Origin of the sequence: Protofrankia symbiont of Coriaria myrtifolia (genome assembly GCF_900634755.1) — a bacterium.
Taxonomy (GTDB): domain Bacteria; phylum Actinomycetota; class Actinomycetes; order Frankiales; family Frankiaceae; genus Protofrankia; species Protofrankia coriariae.
Map to the genome: position 1 here is coordinate 19,065 of NZ_CAAAFS010000182.1, position 26,078 is coordinate 45,142.

Consider the following 26,078-nt stretch of genomic DNA (forward strand, 5'->3'; position numbering starts at 1 on the left):
TGTGGCGTCGGGGCAGCTACCCTGAGCAGGTCTCGCGGTGGCGGCTCGTATTCCGATCATCGACACCGGCCCTGTCGTGCCGATCGCGGTGACGGCAACCATGCCCAGTGTTGATCATGTAGTGCCGTATGCAGAGCCACACACAGAGGAGACCGGGAGTGAACGCCCTGGAAGCAGTCGTGCTGGGCACCGTGCAGGGGCTGACGGAGTTCCTGCCGATCTCCAGTACGGCTCACCTGCGGATCGTCCCGGCGTTCTTCGACTGGGAGGATCCCGGCGCGGCGTTCACCGCGGTCACCCAGCTCGGGACCATGGCCGCGGTCCTCATCTACTTCCGCGGGGATCTGAGCCGGATCGCGCTGGCGTGGGCGCGAGGGCTGCGGGACCCGGAGATCCGCCGTACGCTCGACTCCCGCCTCGGCTGGTACATCGGGCTGGGCACGATCCCGATCGGGCTGGTGGGCTTCGCCTTCCAGCACCAGATCGAAACGGGTGCCCGCAACCTGTGGGTGATCGGCACGGCGCTGATCCTGCTGGGTCTGGCGCTGCTGTACGCCGAGCGGAAGGCCACGCTCAAACGCGACGTCGACGACATCGGGCCGCGGGACGCGGCCATCATCGGGTGCGCCCAGGCGTGCGCGCTCATCCCGGGGGTGTCCCGATCGGGGTCGACGATGACCGCCGGGCTGCTGGTCGGGCTCACCCGGGAGGCGGCCGCGCGCTACTCCTTCCTGCTGTCGATCCCCGCCGTGGTGCTCTCCGGCCTGCTGGAGCTCCGCAAGATCGGTGCGGACGGCGGCGCCGGTACCGGGGCCACGGTGATCGCGACCATCCTCGCCTTCGCCGTCGGGTACGCCTCCATAGCCGGTCTGTTGAAGTTCCTCGTTCGCCACAGCACGATGGTGTTCGTCGCATACCGGGTGGCGCTGGGTAGCCTGGTACTCCTTCTGGTCGCTTCCGGAGTGGTCGCGGCCACGCCATGACGGCGATCATCCCGGGAACCAGGTCCCGGGGGCAGGTTCCGGGAACTCGTCCCGGCAACACAGCGTCTCGCGGGTGGGCATCGTGCAGATCGTCATGCAGGCCGCGGCAAAGATCGCGGTAGGGATCGTCGTGCGGGGCACCGTCGGGCAGCCGCGGTGACCACCGTTCTGCTCGTACGCCACGGGCTGACCGCGGTGACCGGCTCCATCCTGCTCGGCTGGACGCCGGGTGTCGGCCTCGACGACAGAGGCCGGGCGCAGGCCGGCGCGCTGGCCGGGCGGCTGGCGTCCGTCCCGCTCACCGCCGTCGTCTCCAGCCCGCTGCAACGCTGCCGGGAAACCGCCGAGGCGATCGTCACGCGGCAGCGGGCGGCCGCCGCGGGCCAGGGCGAAGGCGCACAGGACGGTCAGGACGGTGACGCCAGCCGGGCCGGGCCGGGCACCGGTACCAGCGCCGAGGGAGGCTCTGGCCCGCGGGAGCGGGACGCCGTCACGCTCGACGACCGGCTGGGGGAGTGCCACTACGGCGACTGGACCGGCCAGGAGACGAAGGTGCTGACCGCCGACCCGCTGTGGCGGACCGTCCAGGACCATCCCAGCGCGGTGGTCTTCCCCGGCCCCGGCGGCGAGGCGCTGCGTGACACCCAGCACCGGGCCGTCACCGCGGTGCGGGACTGGAACGCCCGGCTGGGGCCGGCGGCGGTCTGGCTGGCCTGCTCCCACGGCGACGTCATCAAGGCGATCGTCGCGGACGCCATGGGCATCCACCTCGACCTGTTCCAGCGGATACTGATCGACCCCTGCTCGCTGACCATCATCCGCTACACGGAACGGCGGCCGTTCGTGATCCGGGTGAACGACCGGGGTGGTTCCGTCGCCGACCTGCTGCCAGCGCCGTGGACGTTCCCCGCCGACGAGGGCGACGCGGTCGTCGGCGGCGGGGCGTAGGCCGAACCATAAGCAGGGTGGGCCACACGGTGGGACGGGCGCGTGCCCGGCCGTCCAGACTGGGTGGCGTGAGCGAGCCCGCTTCCAACGTCACCCCGCCTGGACGGCCGGGGCCAGCGCCCGATCCGGCCGACACCGGAGGCCTCGACGCGTCCGATGCCCTCACACTGCTGCGGGACGGCGAGATCACCGTCACCGGACGCCTGCTCGAGGCCAGCAACACCACCCTGTACTGCGAGATCAGCCTGGACGGGGTCGACGGCCGGTGTATCTACAAGCCGGTGCGCGGCGAACGCGCGCTGTGGGACTTCCCCGACGGGACGCTGGCCGGCCGTGAACGCGCGGCCTACCTGGTCTCCGAGGCGATCGGGACGGGGATCGTGCCGCCCACGGCGCTGCGGGGCGGCCCGTTCGGGACGGGCATGGTCCAGCTGTGGATCGACGTCGACGAGACCGTCGACCTGATCGCTCTCACCCGCTCCGATGATCCCCGGCTACGGACGATCGCCCTGTTCGACGCTGTGATCAACAATGCCGACCGTAAGGGAGGGCATCTGCTGCCCGCCCCGTCCGGCCGCGTCTACGGCGTCGACCACGGGGTGACCTTTCACGTCGAGAACAAACTGCGGACAGTGCTGTGGACGTGGCGGGGACAGCGCCTGCGCACGGACGAGGTCGAACTGCTCAGCTGCCTGCGAGAGGCTCTCGGCGGCCCGCTCGCGGCGGCGCTCGCGGACCTTCTCAGCAACGCGGAAATCAACGGATTGCGGGCCCGAGTGGGTCGTCTGCTGACCGAACGCCGTTTTCCGATGCCGTCCGGTGACTGGCCGGCAATCCCCTGGCCGCCCTTCTGACCAACTGACCAACTAGACCAACCGGCCGGCCAGCGCGGACCCACGGATCCCACGAAGCGACTGCGCGTTCCGCGCGTCCGGCTACGCTGACTGTATGCAATCCTGGCCGGCTCCCTCCCGCTCCCGGCTGCCTGGCCGGGGATTACCCCTCCGGGTTTCCGACACGGCCACCCGCGCCGTGCGCCCACTCGCCGCGGGGCAGACAGTCCGAATGTACGTCTGCGGGATCACCCCGTATGATGCCACGCATCTTGGGCATGCATTCACCTATCTCACCTACGACTTGGCGTACCGGGTTCTGCTGGATGCCGGGCATGACGTCGTCTACGTCCAGAACGTCACCGACGTCGACGACCCGCTGTTCGAGCGGGCCCGGCGGGACAGCCTGGACTGGCGGGAGATTGCCCGCAGTCAGACCGAACTGTTCCGCGCCGACATGACCGCGCTGCGCATCCTTCCGCCCGCGGTGTACGCCGGGGCGGTCGAGTCGATTCCCCTCGTCATCGAACTGATCGAGCAGTTGCGCGACCGTGGCGCGGCCTATCCGGTGGAACAGGACATCTATTTCCCGATCGGCGCGGCTCCCCGCTTCGGCGAGGTCTCCCACCTCAGCCATGCCGAAATGGTCACCCGGGCCGCGGGCAACGGTGGTGATCCGCGGCGCGCGGGCAAGGATGATCCGCTCGATCCGCTGCTGTGGCGGGCGGAACGCGCCGGGGAACCCTCATGGCCTTCCCCGTTCGGGCCGGGCCGGCCGGGCTGGCACATCGAATGCGCCGCTATCGCCCTGGCGCATCTCGGGGACAGCATCGATATTCAGGGCGGCGGCACCGACCTGGTGTTTCCTCACCACGAGTGCGGCGTCGCCCACGCCGAGGTGGCCAGTGGGGTGTGGCCGTTCGCCCGCACCTATGTGCACACCGCCATGGTTTCGCTCGGTGGGCACAAGATGTCGAAGTCGCGGGGGAACCTGGAGTTCGTCTCCCGGCTGCTGCGCGGCGGTGTCCAGCCGGCGGCGATCCGACTTGCCCTGCTCGACCACCGGCACACCGTGGGGTGGGAGTGGACGCCGGGCGCTATCGACACCGCCCGTGACCGGCTGGCCCGCTGGCAGGCGGCAACCGCCGGTGCGAGTGCCCCCGACGCCCGGCCACTGCTCGACGACGTCCGCCGGCACCTCGCGGACGATCTCGACGCTCCGGGTGCGCTCGCCGCGGTCGACCGTTGGGCGGCCACGGCGCTGACCGTGGGCGGGCAGGACCCTGAGGCTCCCGAACTGGCGCGTGCCATCATCGACTCGCTACTCGGGGTGGACCTTGACCCGGTTGTACCTTGACCGGTTGTACCTTGACCCTGTCGTGCCTGGAGGATGTTCACGTTGATGGGCGCCCACTACCAGCGGGCAGACGCTGGAACCTACGGCGAACGGCCGGCATTCGGCGAGGTGGCGCGGGGCTACGACCCCCAGCAGGTCGAGGAGTACCTGGACACGCTGTGGCGGTACGCGGGCCAGGTGACGGCCCGGGCGGCCGCGGCCGAGGCGGCGCTGGAGAGCGAACGCCTCCGTCGGGACGCCGAGTCCCAACTGCCCGACACGTCCGCGGCGCAGGCGGGTGGACGGATCGGCATCATGCTGGCCATCGCGCAGCAGGAGGCCGACGAGATCGTCGCGGGTGCCCGCGGCATCGCGGAACGGGCCCTTCAGGAGGTCGTCGAGGACTCCGCCGCCAACCATCCCATCGTGCGCAGGGCACGTGAGCAGGCGGACAAGCTGCTCTTCGACGCGGTCGAGCAGTCCCGGCTTCAGGCCCGGCAGCGGCACGCCGACGTCGAGACGCAGATCGCGCGGCTGTCCGGCAACCTGGAGACGTTGCGCCACCAGCAGGGCGAGGTGCTCGGCGCGCTGCTGCGACTGCGCAGCCTGGTCAACAACGAGGAGATCGACCGGGCGGTCACGGAGCTGGCCCGGGCCGGGGCCGCGTCCGCCGCTGCGGGCACAAGCGATCCCGCGGGCGCCGAGGAGCGTGAACGGACCGCGGCGTACCGTCCGGACGCGACTACATCCGCGCAGACGGTGATAGACTCGGAACAGAAAGTCACTGTCGCGAGCACTGATACAAGCACCGATACAAACGCTGCTACGAGCTTTGCGGATACGAGCTTTTTCGCCCGGACGGCGAAGGCGGCCGGTGGCTCCTCGCGTTACCGTGACGACGAGGACATCATCGACGCCGAGGTCGTCGAGGAGTAGCCGCTGAGGAACGGCGGCCGTCGGGCGGTGGAGTGCCATGACGGGCGACGGGGAGGCCCTGTGTCGCATATCACATTCGAACAGGATGTTCGAAGATCAGATCAGGGATTGGGTGACTACCGCCCGCGACGGCGCAGGTACCGTTCAAATTCGCGGGCGATCGCGTCCCCACTGGCCTCCGGCAACTCGGTCTCCGGCTCCCTCGACTCGAGCGCACGGACGTACTCGGCGACCTCGGTGTCACCGGCGGCAAGCTCGTCCACCTGGCGTTCCCAGGCCCGGGCCCGCTCGGGCAGGTCATCGAGGGGGATCTCGATGTCGAGCAGGTCCTCGACCCGGCGCAGCAGCGCCAGCGTCGCCTTCGGACAGGGCGGGTTCGCCACATAGTGAGGGACCGCGGCCCAGAAGGACACCGACGCCAGCCCGGCGCGGGTGCACGCGTCCGCGAAAACCCCGACGATACCGGTCGGACCCTCGTACTTCGACGCGTCCAGCCGGAAACGGGCGGCGGTGCCGGCATCCCCGGCGGTGCCGTTGATCGGCACCGGGCGGGTGTGCGGCGAGTCCGCGAGCAGCGCGCCGAGACTGACCACCGTCTCGCCGCCCAGGGCGTGCACGGCCTCGATCAGCTCGTCGGTGAAGCTGCGCCAGCGCATGTTCGGCTCAAGACCACGGATGAGGATCAGGTCGCTGTCGCCGCTGGTCGGACTCGCCACCGACAGCCGGGTCGTCGGCCAGGCGATCTTACGGGCATCACCTGCCCCGCTCACCGTCGGCCGGTTCACCTGGAAGTCGTAGTAGTCGTCCGGATCGATGGCGCCGACGACTCTCGCGTCGAACGTCGACTCCAGATGCTCGACGGCCGCGGACGACGCGTCCGCGGCATCGTTCCAGCCTTCGAAGGCAGCCACTACGATCGGCGATCGTAGCTGACCGACATCGGAGAACTCGATCACCTGCCACCTCCTGCCGCCCCCTGGCGGTTCACTGCCCCTGTGACAGTGCAACGGTACGTCCTACGTTCGTGCGTGCCGGCGGATCCCTGTGACCCACTGTCGGAGAAATGCCGCGAAACCGCCCCGGCCCGTCCCACCCCACCGTCCGGCTGACGAAAATATTGCCGGCCGGTAGGCCCGTAAGCAGGGCGAACCCCGTGCTGGGCGCACGCTGCGACCGTGGGCGGCGGTGATGCTACCGGTACGCTTCGGACGTGCGAGGAGATCTGCTGTCCGTCCTGGCCGAGCGCGTCGTGGTGGCCGACGGCGCCATGGGAACGATGCTGCAGGCCGCCAGCCTGACACTCGACGACTTCGACGGGCACGAAGGCTGTAACGAGATCCTGAACGTGACGCGTCCAGACGTGGTACGAGCTGTCCACGACGCCTACTTCGCTGTCGGGTGTGACGCAGTCGAGACAAACACGTTCGGGGCTAACCTCGCCAATCTTGGAGAGTACGGCATCGCCGACCGTATCGGGGAACTGGCCGAAGCGGGCGCCCGGATAGCCCGGGAGGCTGCCGACTTCTGGAGCCGGCCCGGCCAGCCCCGCTTCGTCCTCGGTTCGGTGGGCCCCGGCACCAAGCTACCCAGCCTCGGCCACATCACCTACCGGCCGCTGCGGGACGCCTACCAGCGGCAGGCCGCCGGCCTGCTCGCCGGCGGCGTCGACGCCATCCTGGTCGAGACCGCCCAGGACCTCCTGCAGGCCAAGGCCGCGATCATCGGGGCACGCCGCGCGATGGCCGAGGCCGGCCGGCGGGTGGCCCTGATCGCGCAGGTCACCGTGGAGCTGACCGGCACGATGCTGCTCGGCTCGGAGACCGGCGCGGCGCTCACCGCGCTGGAACCGCTCGGTATCGACCTGATCGGCCTGAACTGCGCCACCGGCCCGGCCGAGATGAGCGAGCACCTGCGCTACCTGTCCCAGCAGGCCCGGGTCGGGCTGTCGGTCATGCCGAACGCCGGCCTGCCCGAGCTGGGCAGGGACGGCGCCACCTACCCGCTGACCCCGGCGGAGCTCGCCGACGCCCAGGACGCCTTCACCCGCGACTACGGCGCGGCGCTCGTCGGCGGCTGCTGCGGCACCACCCCCGAGCACCTGCGCCAGGTCGTGGAGCGGGTCGCCGGCCGGGGCGTGCGCACCCGCCGCCCCGCCACCTGGGCGGGTTCCCCGACGGCGGCCGGGACGGGTTCCCCCGCTGTCGAGGCCGGGCAACCGGCCGCCGCGGCCTCGCTCTACCAGTCCGTGCCGTTCCGGCAGGACACCTCGGTCCTGATGGTCGGGGAACGCACCAACACCAATGGGTCCAGGGCGTTTCGCGACGCGCTGATCGACGGCCGCTGGGACGACGTCGTCGAGATCGCCCGGGCCGCCACCCGCGAGGGCGCCCACATGATCGACGTGTGCGTGGACTACGTCGGCCGGGACGGCACAGTCGACATGCGCGAGGTCGCCAGCCGCTACGCGACCGCCTCCACCCTGCCGGTCATGCTCGACTCCACCGAACCGCCGGTCATCGAGGCCGGCCTGGAGTGCCTCGGCGGACGCTCCGTGGTCAACTCGGTCAACTTCGAGGACGGCGACGGGCCGGACTCCCGGATCGCCCGGGTGATGCCCGCCGTCGTCGAGCACGGCGCCGCCGTCGTGGTGATGTGCATCGACGAGGAGGGCCAGGCCCGCACCGTCGAACGCAAGGTACAGATCGCCGAACGGACGATCGACTATCTCGTCGACCGGTGGGGGATGCGCACGGCCGACATCTTCGTCGACACGCTCACCTTCACCCTCGGCACCGGCCAGGAGGAGTCCCGCGGCGACGGGGTGGCCACCATCGAGGCCATCCGCGAGCTCAAACGCCGGCGTCCCGACGTCCAGACCATCCTGGGGCTGTCCAACATCTCCTTCGGGCTCAAGCCCGCCGCCCGGGTGGTGCTCAACTCGGTGTTCCTGGCCGAGTGCGTCGCCGCCGGGCTGGACGCGGCCATCGTCCACGCGTCCAGGATCCTGCCGACCGCGCGCATCCCGGACGAGCAGCGGGAGGTCGCCCTCGACCTCGTCCACGACCGCCGCCGCGACGGCTACGACCCGCTGACCCGCTTCCTGGAGCTGTTCTCCGAGGTGGACGGCAGCGGCGCCGGGCCGACCCGGGCGCAGGAGCTGGCCGCCCTGCCGCTGGACGAACGCCTCAAACGGCGGATCATCGACGGGGAACGCACCGGTCTGGAGGCCGACCTCGACGAGGCGATGCGCTCCCGCGACCCGCTGGCGATCATCAACGACACGCTGCTGGACGGCATGAAGGTCGTCGGCGACCTGTTCGGCTCGGGGCAGATGCAGCTGCCGTTCGTGCTGCAGTCCGCCGAGGTGATGAAGGCCGCCGTCGCCTACCTCGAACCGCACATGGAGCGCACCGACAGTCGCGGCAAGGGCACCCTGGTGCTCGCCACGGTCAAGGGCGACGTCCACGACATCGGCAAGAACCTCGTCGACATCATCCTGTCCAACAACGGCTACACCGTCGTCAACCTCGGGATCAAACAGCCGATCGGCGCGATCCTGGCCGCGGCGTCCGAGCACGACGCCGACGCGATCGGCATGTCCGGGCTGCTGGTCAAGTCGACCGTGGTCATGAAGGAGAACCTCGCGGAGATGAACACCCGCGGGGTGGCCGCCACCTGGCCGGTGCTGCTCGGCGGCGCCGCGCTCACCCGCGCCTACGTCGAGGGGGACCTCGCCGAGCTCTACCAGGGCGACGTCCGCTACGCCCGGGACGCCTTCGAGGGGCTCGCGCTGATGGACGCGGTCATGGCCGCCAAGCGCGGGCAGGCGCCGCCGCTGGCCGACGACCCGCGCGCCGCGGAGCGCCGCGCCCGCCGGGCACGCACCGAGCGGATCAGGGCCGCGCGGGCCGAGAAACGCGGCGAGCAGCCCCCCACCGAAGCGCCGCCGCGCTCGGACGTGGCCACCGACAACCCGGTGCCCACCCCGCCGTTCTGGGGGGACCGGATCGTCAAGGGCATCCCGCTGGCCGACTACGCGTCCTACCTGGACGAACGGGCGACCTTCCTCGGCCAGTGGGGGCTGCGTGGCGCCCGCGGCGGCGAGGGGCCGTCCTACGAGGAGCTGGTGGAGACCGAGGGGCGGCCGCGGCTGCGGATGTGGCTCGACCGCATCGCCTCCGAGCGGATGCTGGAGGCGGCCGTCGTCTACGGCTACTTCCCCTGCGTGAGCAAGGGTGAGGATCTGATCGTCCTGTCCGGGGACGGCGCGGAGCGGGCCCGGTTCACCTTCCCGCGCCAGCGCCGGGACCGCCGGCTGTGCCTGGCCGACTTCTACCGGTCGGAGGAGTCCGGCCAGGTCGACGTCGTCCCGTTCATGATTGTCACGATGGGTCGGCGGATCAGTGAGGTCACCGCGGAGCTGTTCGCCGCCAACTCCTACCGGGAGTACCTGGAGCTGCACGGACTGTCCGTGCAGCTCACCGAGGCGCTCACCGAATACTGGCACAAGCGGATCCGCGCCGAACTGCTCCTGCCGGACGGCACCCCCACCGGCGCCGCCGACGCCGACGAGCTGGCCGCCGTCTTCCGCCAGGGCTACCGCGGCTCCCGCTACTCCTTCGGCTACCCCGCCTGCCCCGACCTTGAGCAGCAGGTCGGGGCGTTCGAGCTGCTGACCCCCGGCCGGGTCGGTGTGGAGCTCTCCGAGGAGTTCCAGCTCGTCCCCGAACAGTCCACCTCGGCGATCATCGCCCACCACCCCGAGGCCAAGTACTTCGCCACCTGACCCTCGCGCCGCCGGCTGCCCGACGTCCTGGCCGACGCGGCGATGACCGGCCCGCCGGCCGCTGTCGACGACGGGCCGGGATGACGGTGCCCGTCCCGCGCCATTCACGATCAGGCCGCCTGCGTCGCGTGAGGCCTCACCCGCCGGTGCGGGACGTCCACGTCCGCCGGGTGATGGCGTAGACGGCGTCGCCGCGGAAGGTGCGGTGTGCGTCGGTCAGGCCGAGCTTGGCGGCAACCCGGATCGACGCGGCGTTGTCCGGGTGGATCCGGGAGATGACCTCGTCGGCCCCTACACGGGTGAAGGCGAACTCGAGTGCCGCCGCTCCGGCTTCGGTGGCCAGCCCCTGCCCCCACCGGTCCCGGCGGATCGTCCAGGCGGCTTCGATGCCGGGCCAGCCCTCCGGCCGGTACAGCCCGGCACGGCCGACGAACTCGCCGCTCGACCGGTCTTCCGCGGCCCACATGCCGAACCCGCACAGATGCCAGTGGCCGGTCAGGGCCGCTTCCATGTCCCGGACCGCTTCCCGGTCGCGGGGGCTGCCGGTGTACCGGGACATGTCCGGATGAGCCGCCATCGCGGTGTACGGGCCGACGTCTTCCGGTTGCCAGCAGCGCAGGATCAGCCGGTCGGTGATGACTGTGGGAATGGTGACGGCCGCCGGCTGGCCGAACCGCAGGGTCATACGCCGACGGTCAGCATCAGCCGCGGCGCCTCGGCCGCGAGCCGTTCCCGGAAGTCCGCCACCGGGGGCAGCCCGCGGTGGTCGGTGAACAGGCCGGAGAGGTCCCGGGCTCGCTGCACGACCGTACGGGTCGGGAACGCGGCAACGACGTCCAGCGCGCGCATCGCGACCGCCGCGGCTTCCTCCGGCTCCGGACGCGGACGCGCCAGCAGCGCGACGGACAGCGCCACGAGGGTGTTGCCGTAGTCCTCCGGGTAGCCGCCGCCGTGCGCGTCCAGGATGGCGATGGACTGCCGGGCGTGCGTCTCGGCGCGTTCCCCGTCGCCGAGCCGTCCGGCGACGACCGCGGTGAACCCGGCGACGGCTTCGGCGTCGAACGGGGGTTCACCGAACATCGGCGCCGAGTCGAACAGGCTGTTGGCCATCGCTGTGAGTGTGGTCTGGGCGCCGCCGACCGTGCCTGGTGAGCAGGGCGGGGGTCTGCCCGACGCGCGCCGGCCTCGCCCAGCACACTCTCATCTCCCGCATGCAACGCAGCCTCGCGCTCGACCTGGTCCACATGACCGACCAGGAACAGTTCGACTACGAACCGGGCTGCTACACCGACGCCTGCTACCAGGCCGCCGGCTGGGGTGAACCCAATCGCCGGTACTGGATCGGCGCGCAGGAAACCGCCCGACGGCACACGATCCTCAACGGCCTGTACGCCTCCGTCGGTATCAATCCCGGCGGCCGCGCCCACCGCATCACCTTCGACGTACCGGAGCCGGCCCTACCCGGCTGACCGACGTCGGAACACGCCCCGTAGCCGAGGGAATCTCTGCCGGGCCGCGGCGGGCGTTTCAGCGACGAGCGCCCGCCGCATGTCCACCACGTCCGGCCCGTCGGTGTCGAGCAGACGGTCGACAAGGTCCGGGTCGTCCCACCCGTCCCCCGTCTCGACGGCGGCCACGGTGTCGGCCGGCACCGTGGCCGCCGTCGCTGGCGTAGGCCCCGGCGGGCAGACCGACCTTGTGAGGATGCACACAGACCGCCACCCCGCTGGCCTGGTCGACCTGGTAGCCGGCCGCCCGGTCGAGTGTGTACCGGCGGGGGTCAGGGCCCGCGGCGACATCGAACCGTCCACGGGGCAGGGCCCGGGACGGGCAGGTCACACAGATCAGAGCATCATCGGCCGGCCGCTCGGGAGACCCGGTCATGACCATATTGTCCCCACCGCGCCATCCCACCGTTACCAGCGCGCTACAGCTTGCCTGGCACTGGTGCTCCGGTCACAGCATCGACGGCGCCCCGGCGCTCGCCCACGCGGTCCGTGTCGCGGTCGTCCTCGGTCGGCATCATCCGGCTGCCTCGCCCACGCTGCTGGCCGCGGTCCTCCTGTACGACGCCCCCGAACTGGCCCCACCTGACCAACTCGACCCACTGGTGACGTCTCTGCTCGGCGCGGACACTCTCCGGATCATCCGCGTGCTGGAAGCCGAACATCACACCATGCACAACCCGCATACCAGCAGCGAACAGACGCTCGACCGTGTCCACCGGCTCGCCGCCACCGACATGCCGGCGCTGCTGGCCACCACCGCAGACAAGATCGTCGCGTTCGGGTCGATCCTCCGCCGCGCGGCCCGCGCCGACGACCCGAACGCCTTCTGGCAGGCACGCCATCCCTTCCGCGAGCAGATGCCCGTACTTTCACGCCTTCACCACCGCGGCAGTGCCGTTCCTGCCCCCGGCAATGGCAGCCGAGCTCACCGGCCTGCTTACCGCCGCCGACCGGGCCTGCCAGAACCGGACTCCACCTTCGGCCCGGCCTGCCGCGGATCCGGGCTGTTCCCATCCACTCCCATCCACCACCGAAAGGATTGACCATAAACGGTCGTCCGTGGGAAGTCGGCGAGATCCGTAAGGTGGCCTAATGCCGGGATGATCCGTGTCACGTGCTCTGGTACCGATGGCGCAGGACCTGGTTGGCTGAGAGGGAACCGGCCGCTGTCAGGGAGCCGGCCCGCCCCGAGGAGAGCAGGCCCTGGTGGATCCCGTGGACGTTGTGGACCCTGGGAGCGCGGCCCTGTTCGACGTTCACGGCCCCGATGACGGTACGTTGCCGGCGAGCTCCGCGGACGGCGGTGAGTCGCGGGGGCGTAGTGGTGTCGCCGCCGTCCTGTTCGACATGGACGGGCTGCTCGTCGACACCGAGCCGCTGTGGACGGTGGCCGAGCACGAGCTGGCGGCCAGCCTGGGTGCCCGCTTCACCCCCGAGATCAAGGCCGCGATGATCGGCCACGGGGTGGACACCGCCCTGCCGCTGATGCTGTCGATGCTCGGGGTGCCCGACGCCGACCCACACGCCGCCGCCCGCTTCCTGATCGAACGGACCGCCGAGCTGTTCGGCGAGCCCGAGCGGATCGTCCCCATGCCCGGCGCCGTGGCGCTGCTGGACGTGCTGGCCGCCGCCGGGATCGCAACCGCGCTGGTGTCGTCGTCGTTCCGGGTCCTGATGGACCCTGTCCTCGCCGCGGTCGGTGCGGACCGGTTCGCGGTGACGGTCGCCGGGGACGAGGTGAGCCGGCGCAAGCCGCATCCGGAGCCGTACCTGACGGCGGCACGGCTGCTCGGGGCCGACCCGGCGCGCTGCGTGGTCCTGGAGGACAGCGAGGCCGGCGCCCGGGCGGGCCTCGACGCCGGCTGCCCGACGATCCTCGTCCCGTCGATACCGGCCGTGGTGGCCCCTCCGCTGGCCGCCCAGGTGACCGTCCGCCCGAGCCTGCACGAGGTCACCCTCGACCTGCTCGACATCCTGGCCACTCAAGCAGGGGTTCAGTCAAGGTAAGCGGGAAATCGGCAATGGAATGATCTAGAACGATGTTGTGCCTGGTCAGACATCCCTGTTCTCTAAACCGGATTCCGGAGCTGGACCAGAAAGCTGGACCAGCCGAGATCGCCGTGCGGGACTGCCTGTCAAGATCGACCCAATGTCTCTTGCGTGTGTGCTTTGGCTGAACCCTTCCGACGCCCATGTCACCGGGGTATTGTGAGCCGGTCTTCACACTCTGTGTGAGCCGATCGGCGGGGCGTGACCCGTCGTCTTCCGGGTGACCGCTGTCAATCTGCGGACCCGTCGCTCGCCGCGTCCTCTGTTGGCGCTTTGGCTCAACTCTCCCCTCTCCCCTTAAACACGTCTGCGCGCGTGCCCGCCGTGCGGGTAGCGGTGACGCCGGACTGCCGACCCCTTGGACCTGCCTGTCCTCCGAGAAGGTGGCATGCGACCTGACTCTTGCCTGGGTGGTTCTCAGCGACTACCCGCGGCGCCGGTGCTGGCAGTGCTGGCGCTGGGCACTGTCGTGCTGGGCACCAGCGAACTCGGCGTCTCCGGATTGATCCCCGCCATCAGCGCGGATCTGAACGTCTCCGCCGGCGCGGCGGGCGCCCTCGTCGCGGTGTACGCCGTGGCCGTCGCGTTGGCGGGGCCGGTGCTGACCGCGACGCTGAGGCGTCTGCCGCGCCGACGCGTCCTCGTCGCCGCGCTGGGGACACTCGCCGTCGGCAACGGGGCCACCGCTGTCGCACCCGGTTTCCCGGCCCTGCTGGCGGCCCGTGCACTCACCGGCGCGGCCGCGGCGGTGTATGTGGCGATCGCCCTGACCGTGGCCACGGGACTGGTCGGCCCCGCCCGGCAAGGGCGTGCCATCGCGGTCGTCTTCGGCGGGGTGACCGTCTCGACCGTCGTCGGGGTTCCGGTCGCCACCGTGCTGGGAAGCGCGGTCGGATGGCGCGCCGTCTACGGCGTGCTGACGGTCGTGGCGGCGGGAGCGCTGGTAGCTGCCGTCCGGGTCGTGCCGCAACCCGCGGCCGGGTCGTCGCCACCCCGGCCAGCCCCGGTCAGGACACTGACCCGACCCCGGCTGCTGGCCACCCTCACCATCAACGCCGTCATCACCGCCGGCCACTACACAGCGTCCACCTACCTCGTCGTCCTGCTGACCCAGCAGACCGGCCTGAGTACCGCCGCGGCCAGCGCCTTGTTGCTGACCAACGGCATAGCCGCCACAGCAGGCAACATCGTCGGGGGGATGGCCGCCGACCGGCACACCCAACACACCATGATCGCCGCCGCGGCCCTGGTCGCCGCCAGCCTGGGCGTCGTCCCGCTGGTCATGACCGACCCGGTCCTGACGTGGCTGGTCGCCCTGGTCTGGGCGACGGCCTTCCCCGCCTTCAGCACCCCGCTCAACTCACCGTGTCCCATCAAGCCGGCTCCGCGGCCGATGTTGCCGCCGCGGTCAACATCTCGGTGTTCAACACCGGTATCGCCAGCGGCTCCGCTGCGGGCGGCCTGATCCTTCACAGGGCGGGCTTCACCGGCGTCAACCTCCTCGGCGCCGCGCTGGTCCTCGCGGGACTTGCCGGTGCGCTCCTCTCATCGCGGCAGAGGACGCGCGAAGGCTCCAGGTGAGCGCAGCAGCCGAAGGTGTGAGGGTCTCATGTGGGCCAGTCGAGCTGCGAGGCAGGGATGCCGCGTGCGCGGCCGGATCGCCATCGCCAGGTCGGTGCGGGCCGACGTCGCGGCCAGGTAGACGGGCAGCCTGGCCTCACATTCCTCCCAGGCCAGCAGTTGGCCGCTCCAGTCCGCGTAGTCCTTTGAGCCGGCGACTGCCACGTCCCCGGTGCGCAGTTCCTCAGCCAGGTAGGTGAACACGCACGCCTCGCAGTGCCGGCGGGCGAACCGGCCCGGATGGGCACAGTTGGTCAACGTCTTCTGCCAGTTCTGTGAGGCGAACGACACATCGACCGGTCGGCCATCCCGATCGTGATCGGGAATGAAGTCGCGGGTGCGCGTGCGGTGGGCCTGGGCGTGCTCCACCGCATCGAGGCCCCGGCGGTCGGCACTGGTCGCCGTCAGCACCAGCAGGTCGGTCAAGTCGAACATCGCCGCCAGGTCGTCACGGGCCCGGCACTGCGCCTTGTGGAGGCAGGCAGGCCAGCAACGCGATCCGCTTGACTGGGTCGTAGTCTCGCAACATGCCGGCGTGAGCCTGTCCGCTTCCCCAGCGAAGTCGGTGTCCGACGACCACTTGGTCAGGAGACCACGGCGTCCTGTTCGGAAGGCGTAATGCTTTGTTGCCCGATGGCCGCGGACGGTGTGGCCCTGAGTATCCCAGCACCGATGATCAAGGCGATCAGGACGAATCCGGCGGCGGTCAGGAAGGCCACGTGATAGCCGCCGATCAGCGATTCCGCCTCGGTTTCCCCGGCGGCGGTGAGGTTGTTCGTGCGCGCGCTGACAAGGGCGCTCAGCACGGCAAGGCCGATCGCGCCCCCGATCTGCTGGGTGGTGTTGAACAGTCCGGAGGTGATGCCGGACTCGGCAGGCGTAACGGCGGCCATGCCGAGCCCCATGATGGCCGGCGCGGCCAGGCCGAAGCCCAGCCCCATGACGAGGCCGGCAGGTAGGAAGTCCACCAGATAGCTGCCGTTGGCCCGGGCGAACGACAGCATGACGAACGCCGCGATAATGAGGACAAGTCCCAGCAGGAGTATCAGGCGCTGGCCGAATCCGATGATGAGCCGGGTCGAGAGGCCGAGGGAGACCGCCGCGATCACCATGGCGACGGGCACGACCCCGACACCGGCCCGTAGTGAGCTGTACTCCAGCACCCGCTGCAGGTAGAGCGTGCCGAAGAACAGCAGTCCGAACATGCCGGCAACCATCAGAAACTGAACGATGTTGGCCGCGACCAGGCTCCGCGAGCGGAAGAGCCCCAGCGGCAGCAGCGGACTGGCGACCGTGGCCTGGCGGGCGACAAACCCAATCAGCAACAGGAGGGACAGCGGGCCGAGCAGCAGGGTCCGGACCGCTCCCCAACCGACCTGCTCCACGTCCACGATCGTGTAGACCAGCAGCATCGTGCCGGCCGTGACCAGCAGGGCTCCCAGGAAGTCGATGCCCCTGTCCGTTCCCTTACCGCGGTCCCTGGGGAGTACTCGCACGCCGGCCACGATGAGGACGGCGCCGATCGGCGCATTGATGAAGAAGATCCAGCGCCAACTGAGCAGATCGGTGAGGATGCCGCCGAGCAGTGGCCCGACCGCGCCACCGCCCGCGGAGGCGAAGCTGTAGGCGGCAATGGCCTGTGCCCGCCCGCGCTGTTCGGAGAACGCGGTTACGATCATGCCGAGGACGCAGGCGGAGGCGACCGCGCCGCCGACCCCCTGGATGAAGCGGGACGCGATCAGCGCCGCGTCGCTGGTCACGACACCGCACAGTATGGAGGACGCGCTGAACAGCGCGATTCCCGTGAGGAACACGGCCTTCCGTCCGATCAGGTCACCAAGCCGTCCGGCCAGAAGCAGTAGGCCACCGAACGGGATGACGTAGGCGTTGACCACCCAGACGAGGTTCTCGGCGGAGAACCCGAGGCCGCGCTGCACGGCGGGCAGCGCCACGTTCACGATGTTCTGGTCCAGGATGATCATCATCTGGCCGACGCAGAGCAGGACGACGGTCAGCCACGGCGATGCGTTCGCCCGTGTGGTGGGCGGGGTCATTGTGAACCTCCCTTTGGGGCATCATTTGTTACAGCCGTCATCTTCTGTAACCATGAGGTGCCGGGGGAAGGAGGCACTTTTATGTCACGCAGTCACACGCATGTGCCCGGAGAGGTCATCGAGCAGGCGTGTCCACTCGTCGAGGTGCTCGACCACGTGGCGGGTAAGTGGAGCATCAGCATCCTGGTCGCCGCCGCGCGCGGCCCGGTCAGGTTCACCGAGCTGGAACGCGCCATCGAGGGCATCAGCCGGCGGATGCTCACCCTGAACCTGCGCAGACTGGAACGCGACGGCCTGCTGACAAGGACCGTTTATCCCACCGTGCCGCCGAAGGTCGAGTACAGCCTCACCGCCATGGCACAGGAGCTGTACTCCTACCTGACCGGCCTGGTGGAATGGGCCGAGCGGCACAGCGGCGCCATCGCCCACGCCCGCGCCGCCTACGACACCGCGGCGGCGCCGGCGGATCCGCCCCGCTCGCAGCCGGAGCGCGGACGGGCACAGGTTCCCGCGTCCAGCCCGTAATGATGTTCGGGTATCTCCGCTGTCTCCGCGACCCGCGGAAATATCCGAAGATCCTCATGGAAGATCTTCGGATATTTCCGTCTGGAAGTCACAGGTCGTTGCCGGCGTAGGAGAGGTTGAAGCTTTTGTTGGTCAGGGGGAAGTCGGGGACGATGGTGTCTGCCAGGGCGATGGGCAGAGCGGGCCAGTTGAAGAAGGACGGGTCGACGACCTTCACCCGGGCCAGGGCGCGGTCGGGGGCGAGTTCGACACGGGTGGTGATGGTGCCGCGCCAGCCCTCGACGATGCCCACGCCCGAGCCGAGACCCGCACCCGATTCGGCGCGCGTGACGCCGGGGGTGAGGCCGGCGGCGAGCTTCTCGACGAGGGCCAGGGAGACGTCGATCTCGTCCGCCCGGACGAGGAAACGGGCCAGGACGTCCCCACTGGTGTGCACGGGGACGGTGAGGGCGTCGCCGTAGTCGAGGAACGGATGGGCCTGCCGGGCGTCCACCCGCACCCCGCTGGCCCGGGCGACGTAGCCGAGGCAGCCCAGGTCGCGGGCGGCGCGGCCGTCGAGGCGGGCGGCGCCGGTGAAACGGTCACGCACGGTACTGTGGCCGAGGGCGAGGGCGACAATGTCGCGGATGTCGTCACCGATCGCGCGGATGCGGGCCGGATCCGGCAGGGCACGGACGGCGGCGCCGCCGGGGATGACGCCCCCGCGCAGCAGACGGTGCCCGGTGACCTCCTGGTTGAGGCGCAGCAGCTGTTCGCGGACGCGCTGGGCCTGGGCGTTGAGGATGCCGTGCCCGACGTCGTTGCACAGCGCGCCGAGGTCGGCGACGTGGTTGTGCAGCCGTTCGAGTTCGAGCAGGAGCGCCCGGGCGCGCCGGGCCGGCTCGGGGACGGCGGTGGCGGTGGCCTCCTCGACGGCGAGGCAGTAGGCCAGCGCGTGGCCGACGGCGGTGTCACCGCTGATCCGTTCGGCCAGTGGCAGCCCCCGCTCCACGTCACGCCGTTCGAAGAGCTTTTCGATGCCCTTGTGGACGAACCACAGCCGGGCCTTGAGCTTGAGGATGGTCTCGCCGACGACGGAGAAGCGGAAGTGGCCGGGTTCGATCAGTCCGGCGTGCACGGGCCCGACCGGGATCTCGTAGACGCCGTCGCCCTCGACGGTCAGGAACGGGAAGGGGCCCTCGGACTCGGCGAACGGCGGCGGCGGGCCGGCGTCGGGCCGCATCGGATACCAGCCGCGGGGCCAGTGCGGATGGCGCACCAGCCGGCGGGGCAGCGGATGGTTCAGCGGGACGATGCCGTGCAGGTCACGCATCTCGCGTTCGAACCGGCCGGCGGGGAAGGACAGATGGGCGAGGCTCGGCAGCGCCGGGGTGTCCGGGTCGAGGCGGACGTGCAGTTCGACGCGGGAGTCGGGCGGGCCCTTGACGAACAGGTACACCACCCGGATGGCCGGGCCGCCCGGGGCGTCGGCGCCGTCGTGGTGGGCCGCGACCAGGGCGAGGCGGTGGCCGTCGGCCAGCATCTCGCGGACCCGCCGGGGCAGCTCGGTGACCCCGGTGTCGATCACGTCCCGGGCGGCGTGGGGCTGGCCGGGACAGGGCTGGTCGGTGCGGGAGGTCGGGTCGGGGCACATGGGTGTCAGGGCCCTTCGGTGATCGCGGCGGCGGTGGACAGCAGGCTGCTCAGGGGGACGTCGCTGACGCCCAGGGCGGCGCAGGCCAGCAGCCCGACGGCCAGTGGCACCCACACCGCGGCACCGAACCGTACCGGGACCGCGGCGGTGGTGCCGCCGTCCCGGCCGGGGGCGGGCCCCAGCAGCATGTGGGCGGTGCGGACGGTCATCGCCGCGAACGCGGCCAGCACCAGCACCAGCGCGGCGGCGGTGGCCCAGCCCAGCCCCGCGGGCCCGGTGAAACCGGCGCGGGCGATGGCCAGCTCGGAGGCGAACAGGCTGAACGGCGGGAAGCCGAGCAGCGCCAGCACGGCCAGGCCGAACGCGGCGGCGAGGACCGGCGCCTGGCCCAGCAGGCCGCGCACCCGGCCGATGCGGGTGGTGTGCCGCAGGTGCAGGATGTGCCCGCTGGAGCAGAACGCGACGCTCTTGGCCAGCCCGTGGCCGGCGATGTGCAGCAGCACCGCGGAGGTCGCCAGCCGGCTGCCGGCGGCGGCGCCGAGCGCGATCAGGCTCATGTGCTCCATGCTGGAGTAGGCGAGCATGCGCTTGTAGTCACGTTGCCCGAGCAGCAGGGCGGCGGCCAGGGCGAGGGTGAGCACGGCGGCACCGACCAGCAGGGTCCGGGCGAACCCGGGGCCCAGCGCCACGTCCGCGATCACCTTGTAGCGCAGGATCGCGGTGAAGGACACCGCCAGCAGCACCCCGGACATCAGCGCCGACACCGGCGCCGGGGCCTGGCTGTGCGCGTCGGGCAGCCAGGCGTGCAGCGGCACCAGCCCGGCCTTGGCGCCGAACCCCAGGATGACCAGGGCGATCCCCATCCGGGTGACGGCTGGATCCAGCTCGTGCGCCCGGGCGACGAGCACCGGCCAGTCCAGGGCGGAGGCTTCCGAGATGCCGGCCTGCCGGGCGGCGTAGTAGATCAGGATGGTGCCCAGGAAGGCCAGGGCGATCCCGGCGGAGCAGATGACGACGTACTTCCAGGCGGCCTCGACCGAGGCACGGGTCCGCCGGTGGCCGACGAGGAAGGCGGTGACGATGGTGGTGGCCTCGATCGCCACCCACAGCACGCCGAGGTTGGCCACCAGGACGGCGACGGCCATCGCGGCCAGGAAGGCGTGTACCAGAATGCCGTAGCGGCGCGCGCCGCGGGCGTCGGTGTGCCCGGCGGCGTTCTCCGCCGCCAGATAGGCGGGGCTGGCCGCGCAGGCGAGGACCGCGACCGCGCCGATGACCAGCAGGATCCACGCGGACAGGGCGTCGGCGCGGGCCAGCCCGCCGTAGCCGGTGACCGGCCCGTGCCCGGGGACGCGGACGGCCAGCACGATCGCGCAGCCCAGGATCGTGGCGGGGGAGACAAGACCCGCCCAGGCGGTGGCCGGCCGCCAGCCGAGCACGGCGTAGCCGGCCGCGGTGGCCAGCGCGACCGCGACCGGGGCGGTCAGCAGCAGCGTGGCGGCGACGGATGTGGTGCCGGCTGGTGCTGAGGCGGCAAAGGTCGTGCCGACGGATGCCGCGGCGACGGATGTTGTGGCGGCGAGGGTCATCAGTCGTGCAGCTCCCGCAGGTCGTCGATGTCGGTCCCGCCGAAGGTGGCGTGCATCCGGGTCGTGAGGATCTGCAGGACCAGGACGGCGAGCAGCACGTCGAAGGAGACCCCGAGTTCGACGATGAGCGGCACGCCGGAGGTGGCCAGGAAGGCCACGGCGGTGATGCCGTTGTCCAGTAGCAGGAATCCGACCGCCTGGGCGAGTGCGCGGCGCCGGGTGACCAGGGTGAAGAAGCCGATGAGGACCACGGCCAGGCCGACCGGCAGCGCCCGGGTCGCCGGGCTGGGCGCCAGCTCCACCAGGGGGCGGGACGCGGCGTAGGCAAGCAGGGTCAGCGCCGCGGCGGTCAGCAGCGAGGCCGCCACGTTGACCAGCGGCTCGGTCTCCCGGGTCTCCCCGCTGGCGGCCAGCACCCGCCGCATCAGGTACGGCAGCACCCCGGCGCGCAGCACCAGGATCCCGACGGCCACGGCCAGCAGTTCGAACCGGTGCTCGTGGATGCCGGACAGGGCGGCGATGGCGGCCAGCGCCACCCCCTGGACGGCGAACAGGCGCACGAGCGCGGTCAGTTCGCGGCGCCACAGCACCAGCACGGCGGCGAGCAGGAACACCCCGCAGGCCAGGTCGAGCAGTTGGGTGTACGTGCCGGTGCTCATCGTGGCCCACCTTGTGCGGGGCGGCGAGGCGCGGGGCGGCGAGACAGAATCATGGCGGGCTTCAGTTTCCGGGTAGGAAGAACGAGGCGCCGACGGCGAGCAGCGCGAGCAGGAAGGAGCCGGCGAGCAGTTCGGGCACCTTGAACAGGCGCATCTTCGCCCAGAACACCTCGGCCGCGGCCAGCCCGGCGCCGAGCAGGGCGACCTTCCCGGCGAAGAGCGCCAGCGCCAGCGGCAGGGCCGCCGCCGCGGTGCCAGTGGCGATCCCCCAGGGGACGAACAGGCTGGTGAGCAGGCCCAGCAGCACCGTCAGCCGCATCTGGGCGCCGAGCTCGATCAGGGCGAGATCCGGACCCGCGTACTCCAGGATCATCGCCTCGTGGATCATCGTCAGTTCCAGGTGCGTGGACGGGTTGTCCACCGGCAGCCGGCCGGTCTCGGCGAGGGTGACCACGGCCAGGGCGACACCGGCCAGCAGGCTGGCGGGGGAGGCCAGCCGGGCCGGGTCGTGGACGCCGTGCGCGACGATGGCGGGCAGGTTGGTCGACCCGGCCGGGATCGACAGCGCGACCACCGACAGCAGGATGGTCGGCTCCACCAGGGCGACCACGGTCATCTCACGGGACGCGCCCATGCCACCGAAGGCGGTCCCGGTGTCCAGGCCGGCCAGCGCCAGGATCACCGTGCCCAGCGCCAGCAGTGTCACCACGACGAGCAGGTCCGCGCTGTCACGCACCGGGGTGGCGGTGGACGCCAGTGGCACCAGTGCGGCGACCACGAGGGTGGTGGCGACCAGCAGCAGCGGTGCCAGCCGGAAGGCCGGGCCGGTACCCACCGGGGTGATGGGCTGCTTGCGCAGCAGTTTGCGCAGGTCCCGCCATGGCTGCCCGACGCCGGCGCCGGCGCGCCCCTCCATCCGGGCCCGTACCTGCCGCATCAGCCCGGTCAGCAGCGGCGCCCCGGCGACCACGACGGTGACCTGGGTGAGCACCGCCACCGTCCCGACGGCGCTCACCGGGTCACCGCCAGCACCAGCAGGACGGCGACCAGCCCGCAGAACCCGTAGCCGAGGTAGCGGTGCACACTGCCGTTGGCCAGCTTCCGTGCGGACGCGCCCACCCCGGCCAGCGCCGCCAGCACCGGCCGGTACAGGCGGTACTCGATCCGGTCCGGGATCCTCCGTTGGAAGCGGACCCGTTCGACCAGGTAGGCCGATTCGCGGGTCGGGGTGACGTCGACGTCCTGCTCGGGCGCGAGCACGTCGTCGAACACACGCTGTAACGGTTCGGCGAACGATGTGGCCGTGTACTGCATGCGGGCGCTCGGCGCGCCGCCGCCGCAGTCCCACAGCTCGGCCCCGACGCGACGGGGGTGGCGCGTAAGCAGGCGTGTCGCCGTCGCCACGGCGAGTATCGCGACCGCCAGCGCGACCGCCACCCACAGCGGCGACAGCGTCGTGGCGAGCCGGTCCAGCCGGATGTCCACCCCGCTGTCGGACAACGCCCGCCCGACGTCCACCCCGGTTGGGCCAGTTGCTCCGGCCGTCCCGGCGGGCCCGATCGGCCCGGTCAGGCCGGTCGCCGCCACCGCGTCGGACAGACCGCCGGTCAGCGTCCCCGGGACCAGCGCCAGGGCGACACAGCCGGCGGCGAGCAGCCCCATCCCGGCCAGCATCACCGGCGGGCTCTCCCGCGCCGCGGCCGCCTCGGCACCGCGCGGGCGGGCGAAGAACCCCACCCCGAGCGCCTTGACGAAGGTGGCGGCGGCCAGCCCCGCGGACAGGGCGATCGCGGCAACCGCCAGCGGCAGCGCCACGGCGCTGGCCGTCCCCGGCACCCCCAGCCCGTGGACGAGCGACTCCAGCAGCAGCCACTCGCTGACGAACCCGTTGCCCGGCGGCAGCGCCACCGCCCCCAGCGCGCCCACCGCGAACAGCCCGGCCGTCACCGGCATCCGGGCCCGCAGCCCACCCAGCGCGTCCAGGTCACGCACCCCGGTGGCCCGCAGCACCGACCCGGCCGCGCAGAACAGCAGCGCCTTGAACGCGGCATGGCTGACCACGTGCAGTAACGCGGCGGCGAGCGCCAGGGCGGCCAGGGGCCGTTCCCCGGCGGCGGCGAACATCCCCGCCGCCCCGGCGCCGATCAGGACCAGGCCCATGTTCTCGCTCGTCGAGTACGCCAGCAGCTGTTTGACGTCGGTGGCCATCGCCGCCTGCAACATCCCGTACACCGCCGAGACCGCCCCGGCGGTCAGCAGCACCAGCCACCACCAGCGCGGCCCGCCCCCGAGCAGGTCGAACCCGACGCGGATCACCCCGTAGACGCCCGGTTCACCATGGCCGCGCTCATCAGCGCCGAGACGTGGCTGGGCGCCTGCGGATGCGCCCGCGGCAGCCAGGCGTGCAGCGGGACCGTGCCCGCCTTGGACGCGAACGCGGCAACCGCCAGCACGAAGACCGTGCTACGGACGGCCGGTGACACCTCGCCCGCGCCCGCGCGCAGCGCCGTGAACGTCTCACCCCCGGCGCGGGCCGCGAACAGCGCCAAGGCGATCAGGAGCGCCACCAGGCCCAGATGCGTCATCACCGCGTACCACACCCCGGCGTCGCGCACCGCGGCCCGCGACCGGTGCTCGGCCAGCACCAGCAGCAGCGAGGCGACCGCCATCAGCTCCCACAACAGCAGGAAGGACGACACGCTGGACGCCGCCGGCACCAGCAGCAGCGTGGCCGCGAAGACGGGTAACACCGCCTGCACCCCGCGGGCGGACACCCCGTGCCCGGTGTAGCCGATCCCGTAGAGCGCCACCGGCGCCACCACCGCGCCGGAGACGGCCATGAACAGCCCGGACAGGGCGTCCACCGTCAGATGCACCCCGGCCAACGGCAGCAGGTCGGGCAGGCTCGCCGGCCACGGCGCGCCACCGCCGAGCGCCGCAAGCCCGGCGGTGAGCCCGGCCACGCCGACCCCGGCGGTGCACACCCCCACCAGGGCCGGCCGCACCCGCTCGGGGGTGAACGCCCCGGCCAGCGTCCCGGCGCCGGCCAGCCCGGTGGCGGTGGCCAGCGCAGGCCCGACCAGACCGCTCACCGGCGGGTCACGGTGCGTAGCGCGGCCACGATCGCGTCCGGCTCCGGTGGGCAGCCCGGCACCTGCAGGTCCACCGGCACCACGTCGGCCACCGGGCCCTGCACGCCGTAGCCGCCGGCGAACTCCCCGCAGTTCAGCGCGCAGTCACCCACCGCTATCACCAGCCGTGGCCGTGGTGTCGCCTCCACCGTGCGGCGCAGCGGCTCGGCCATGTTGCGTGTCACCGGCCCGGTGACCAGCAGCACGTCCGCGTGCCGGGGTGACGCCACCACGCGCGCCCCGTACCGCTCGGCGTCGTAGACCGGGCCGAACGCGGCGGCAATCTCGATCTCGCACCCGTTGCAGGACCCGGCATCGACACATCGGACCTGTACCGAGCCGGCGAGCTCGCGGGCCGCCGGTAGGCGCTCCGCCTGCGGCGCTGGCGGGGCCTGTTCGGCCACCCGCCCGGTTTTGCGGATCTTGCGCAGCAGATTCACCACATGCTCCTGATGTTCGGTGACGACGTCCTTCGTGGTGGTCGAAAAAATGCTCTGGAACTGGTCTGGACCGGCTCGGAACTCGAGCCGGAACCCGTACCCGCGGTGACCGCCCTGGCCGGAGACGGGGCTTGGCGCGGGATGCCCGCCGGGTGGTGCCGCGGGACCGTACGACAGCTACGGCAGCTGCGGCTGGTGTGGCTGGTGTGGTGGCGGCCCGGTCTCCGGCGCGACGGCACGCAGGTCCTGGAGCAACTCGGCCTGGCCGGTCAGCACTCCGGTCAGGATCGTCCGCGCGACCGTCAACAGGCCGGTGACGTGGGGGCTCGTCAGCGAGTAGTGAACGGAGGAGCCCTCCTTGCGGCCCACGACCAGGTTTGCCCGGCGCAGCACCGCCAGTTGCTGGGAGAGGTGGGCTGGTTCCACACCAACCTGCGGCAGCAGTTCCGCCACCGCGTGTTCACGCTGGCTGAGCAGCTCCAGCACCCTGATACGCACCGGATGCCCCAGCGTCCTGAAGAGCTCCGCCTTCAGTTGGTAGAGAGGCGCGGTCACCGACGCAGCCCCGCCGCTCACCGTCGCGTCACCGGCTCACCTTTCGTACGCCCCCCTCGCTGTTCGTGCCCGGCTACCCGCCCCATCGCGCCCAGGCCGAGATGCCCCGCATCGCCACGGCACGGTTCGTGTCGCCACGGTCCGTGTTGCCGGCGTCTGGCGCGCCCGGTGGCCCGTGGCCGGCCACTGGCTGTTCCCCGCACGCGGCACGGCGACCTTACCAATTGCAAACATTAGCAACTGAAGGAGACGCCAAAAATGGGTGGTGCACGCCACCGCCCACGAGCCCTATGGCGGCGGGGTCCGCTCACCAAACGGTGTGACGGACAGCGACGTTCACCTGCCTCCACGGCTCATGGCCTCGCTCCGAAGATCACCCGTAAAGATCGTCGGACACTCCCGTCGCAAGCGGCGCAAAGCGTAGGTGGTTTCCGTCGTTATGACAGCGGTTTCCACCTACACCAGTGGAAGCCGTCGGTGGAAACCGTTGTCT

At 71.3% G+C, this 26,078-nt stretch carries 23 protein-coding genes and 1 pseudogene; 11 read left to right on the forward strand and 13 right to left on the reverse strand.

Translation table 11 applies throughout. From position 1 onward, the window contains the following. Positions 1–128 precede the first annotated feature (128 nt). The 5 genes from CM1CMNOD_RS10350 to CM1CMNOD_RS10370 all read left to right on the forward strand — a co-directional run bounded on the left by CM1CMNOD_RS10350 (position 129) and on the right by CM1CMNOD_RS10370 (position 5,036). Complete coding sequence (locus tag CM1CMNOD_RS10350) at positions 129–983, forward strand: undecaprenyl-diphosphate phosphatase (RefSeq protein WP_050803478.1); 855 nt, start codon at positions 129–131, stop codon at positions 981–983. A 156-nt stretch (positions 984–1,139) separates the two neighbouring features. After that, a complete protein-coding gene (locus CM1CMNOD_RS10355) occupies positions 1,140–1,931 on the forward strand; it encodes a histidine phosphatase family protein (RefSeq protein WP_013873602.1) in 792 nt (263 codons plus the stop codon). A 68-nt stretch (positions 1,932–1,999) separates the two neighbouring features. Next, positions 2,000–2,785, forward strand: a complete 786-nt coding sequence (locus tag CM1CMNOD_RS10360) for an SCO1664 family protein (protein WP_043603479.1) — start codon at positions 2,000–2,002, stop codon at positions 2,783–2,785. A 94-nt stretch (positions 2,786–2,879) separates the two neighbouring features. Next, a complete protein-coding gene (gene mshC, locus CM1CMNOD_RS10365) occupies positions 2,880–4,121 on the forward strand; it encodes a cysteine--1-D-myo-inosityl 2-amino-2-deoxy-alpha-D-glucopyranoside ligase (protein ID WP_013873604.1) in 1,242 nt (413 codons plus the stop codon). Positions 4,122–4,166: 45 nt separating this feature from the next. Beyond that, complete coding sequence (locus CM1CMNOD_RS10370; RefSeq protein ID WP_013873605.1) at positions 4,167–5,036, forward strand: hypothetical protein; 870 nt, start codon at positions 4,167–4,169, stop codon at positions 5,034–5,036. A gap of 116 nt (positions 5,037–5,152) precedes the next feature. Here the strand turns inward: CM1CMNOD_RS10370 and CM1CMNOD_RS10375 are convergent, their stop codons facing one another. Beyond that, entirely contained in the window at positions 5,153–5,992 is an 840-nt protein-coding gene (locus tag CM1CMNOD_RS10375; protein WP_013873606.1) for a PAC2 family protein, read from the reverse strand. Positions 5,993–6,303: 311 nt separating this feature from the next. On the opposite strand from CM1CMNOD_RS10375, the gene metH reads away from it, so the two are divergent. Then, positions 6,304–9,822, forward strand: a complete 3,519-nt coding sequence (metH, locus tag CM1CMNOD_RS10380; protein WP_431307083.1) for a methionine synthase — start codon at positions 6,304–6,306, stop codon at positions 9,820–9,822. A 136-nt stretch (positions 9,823–9,958) separates the two neighbouring features. On the opposite strand, the gene CM1CMNOD_RS10385 is transcribed toward metH, so the two are convergent. Further along, positions 9,959–10,507, reverse strand: a complete 549-nt coding sequence (locus CM1CMNOD_RS10385) for a GNAT family N-acetyltransferase (protein ID WP_013873608.1) — start codon at positions 10,505–10,507, stop codon at positions 9,959–9,961. Next, entirely contained in the window at positions 10,504–10,932 is a 429-nt protein-coding gene (locus tag CM1CMNOD_RS10390; RefSeq protein ID WP_013873609.1) for a hypothetical protein, read from the reverse strand. The genes CM1CMNOD_RS10385 and CM1CMNOD_RS10390 overlap by 4 nt, the downstream gene beginning before the upstream one ends. 38 nt (positions 10,933–10,970) lie before the next feature. Here CM1CMNOD_RS10390 and CM1CMNOD_RS10395 point away from each other — a divergent pair, with 38 nt between their 5' ends. Then, a complete protein-coding gene (locus tag CM1CMNOD_RS10395) occupies positions 10,971–11,291 on the forward strand; it encodes a hypothetical protein (RefSeq protein ID WP_131769537.1) in 321 nt (106 codons plus the stop codon). Here CM1CMNOD_RS10395 and CM1CMNOD_RS10400 read toward each other — a convergent pair. Continuing rightward, positions 11,280–11,474, reverse strand: coding sequence for a hypothetical protein (locus tag CM1CMNOD_RS10400; protein ID WP_013873610.1), 195 nt, complete (start codon positions 11,472–11,474; stop codon positions 11,280–11,282). The two genes, CM1CMNOD_RS10395 and CM1CMNOD_RS10400, sit on opposite strands and share 12 nt — an antisense overlap. 230 nt (positions 11,475–11,704) lie before the next feature. Between CM1CMNOD_RS10400 and CM1CMNOD_RS10405 the strand changes: the two genes are divergently transcribed. The 3 genes from CM1CMNOD_RS10405 to CM1CMNOD_RS10415 all read left to right on the forward strand — a co-directional run bounded on the left by CM1CMNOD_RS10405 (position 11,705) and on the right by CM1CMNOD_RS10415 (position 14,844). Beyond that, positions 11,705–12,373 (forward strand): HD domain-containing protein, encoded by a 669-nt coding sequence (locus tag CM1CMNOD_RS10405; RefSeq protein WP_013873611.1) that lies wholly within the window; start codon positions 11,705–11,707, stop codon positions 12,371–12,373. Between the two features lie 163 nt (positions 12,374–12,536). Next, positions 12,537–13,337 carry an HAD family hydrolase gene (locus CM1CMNOD_RS10410; protein ID WP_013873612.1) on the forward strand — a complete coding sequence of 267 codons (801 nt, stop codon included), beginning with the start codon at positions 12,537–12,539 and terminating at the stop codon, positions 13,335–13,337. A gap of 430 nt (positions 13,338–13,767) precedes the next feature. Then, the gene (locus tag CM1CMNOD_RS10415) at positions 13,768–14,844 is read left to right on the forward strand and encodes an MFS transporter (protein WP_013873613.1); all 1,077 of its coding nucleotides are present in this window, start codon (positions 13,768–13,770) and stop codon (positions 14,842–14,844) included. 80 nt (positions 14,845–14,924) lie between these two features. On the opposite strand, the gene CM1CMNOD_RS10420 is transcribed toward CM1CMNOD_RS10415, so the two are convergent. Together CM1CMNOD_RS10420 and CM1CMNOD_RS10425 are read right to left on the reverse strand one after the other, a co-directional pair. Then, positions 14,925–15,434: a hypothetical protein gene (locus CM1CMNOD_RS10420; protein WP_043603483.1), complete on the reverse strand. Its 510-nt coding sequence runs from the start codon at positions 15,432–15,434 to the stop codon at positions 14,925–14,927. A 149-nt stretch (positions 15,435–15,583) separates the two neighbouring features. Further along, positions 15,584–17,053 carry a DHA2 family efflux MFS transporter permease subunit gene (locus tag CM1CMNOD_RS10425; RefSeq protein WP_013873614.1) on the reverse strand — a complete coding sequence of 490 codons (1,470 nt, stop codon included), beginning with the start codon at positions 17,051–17,053 and terminating at the stop codon, positions 15,584–15,586. An 81-nt stretch (positions 17,054–17,134) separates the two neighbouring features. Between CM1CMNOD_RS10425 and CM1CMNOD_RS10430 the strand changes: the two genes are divergently transcribed. Then, complete coding sequence (locus CM1CMNOD_RS10430; protein ID WP_013873615.1) at positions 17,135–17,578, forward strand: winged helix-turn-helix transcriptional regulator; 444 nt, start codon at positions 17,135–17,137, stop codon at positions 17,576–17,578. A gap of 88 nt (positions 17,579–17,666) precedes the next feature. Here the strand turns inward: CM1CMNOD_RS10430 and CM1CMNOD_RS10435 are convergent, their stop codons facing one another. The 7 genes and pseudogenes from CM1CMNOD_RS10435 to CM1CMNOD_RS10465 form a co-directional block, all read right to left on the reverse strand. Beyond that, the gene (locus tag CM1CMNOD_RS10435) at positions 17,667–19,211 is read right to left on the reverse strand and encodes an NADH-quinone oxidoreductase subunit C (RefSeq protein ID WP_013873616.1); all 1,545 of its coding nucleotides are present in this window, start codon (positions 19,209–19,211) and stop codon (positions 17,667–17,669) included. Between the two features lie 5 nt (positions 19,212–19,216). Next, positions 19,217–20,800: a proton-conducting transporter membrane subunit gene (locus tag CM1CMNOD_RS10440; RefSeq protein ID WP_013873617.1), complete on the reverse strand. Its 1,584-nt coding sequence runs from the start codon at positions 20,798–20,800 to the stop codon at positions 19,217–19,219. Then, the gene (locus CM1CMNOD_RS10445; protein WP_013873618.1) at positions 20,800–21,459 is read right to left on the reverse strand and encodes a hypothetical protein; all 660 of its coding nucleotides are present in this window, start codon (positions 21,457–21,459) and stop codon (positions 20,800–20,802) included. The genes CM1CMNOD_RS10440 and CM1CMNOD_RS10445 overlap by 1 nt, the downstream gene beginning before the upstream one ends. A 61-nt stretch (positions 21,460–21,520) precedes the next feature. After that, entirely contained in the window at positions 21,521–22,474 is a 954-nt protein-coding gene (locus CM1CMNOD_RS10450; RefSeq protein ID WP_013873619.1) for a respiratory chain complex I subunit 1 family protein, read from the reverse strand. Next, positions 22,471–24,551 (reverse strand): annotated as a pseudogene (locus tag CM1CMNOD_RS24405) (proton-conducting transporter membrane subunit). The gene CM1CMNOD_RS10450 and the pseudogene CM1CMNOD_RS24405 overlap by 4 nt, the downstream one beginning before the upstream one ends. After that, positions 24,548–25,030, reverse strand: coding sequence for an NADH-quinone oxidoreductase subunit B family protein (locus tag CM1CMNOD_RS10460; RefSeq protein WP_013873620.1), 483 nt, complete (start codon positions 25,028–25,030; stop codon positions 24,548–24,550). Before CM1CMNOD_RS10460 ends, CM1CMNOD_RS24405 begins: the two are co-directional and overlap by 4 nt. 177 nt (positions 25,031–25,207) lie before the next feature. Then, positions 25,208–25,585 carry an ArsR/SmtB family transcription factor gene (locus CM1CMNOD_RS10465; protein WP_013873621.1) on the reverse strand — a complete coding sequence of 126 codons (378 nt, stop codon included), beginning with the start codon at positions 25,583–25,585 and terminating at the stop codon, positions 25,208–25,210. Between the last annotated feature and the right edge of the window lie 493 nt (positions 25,586–26,078).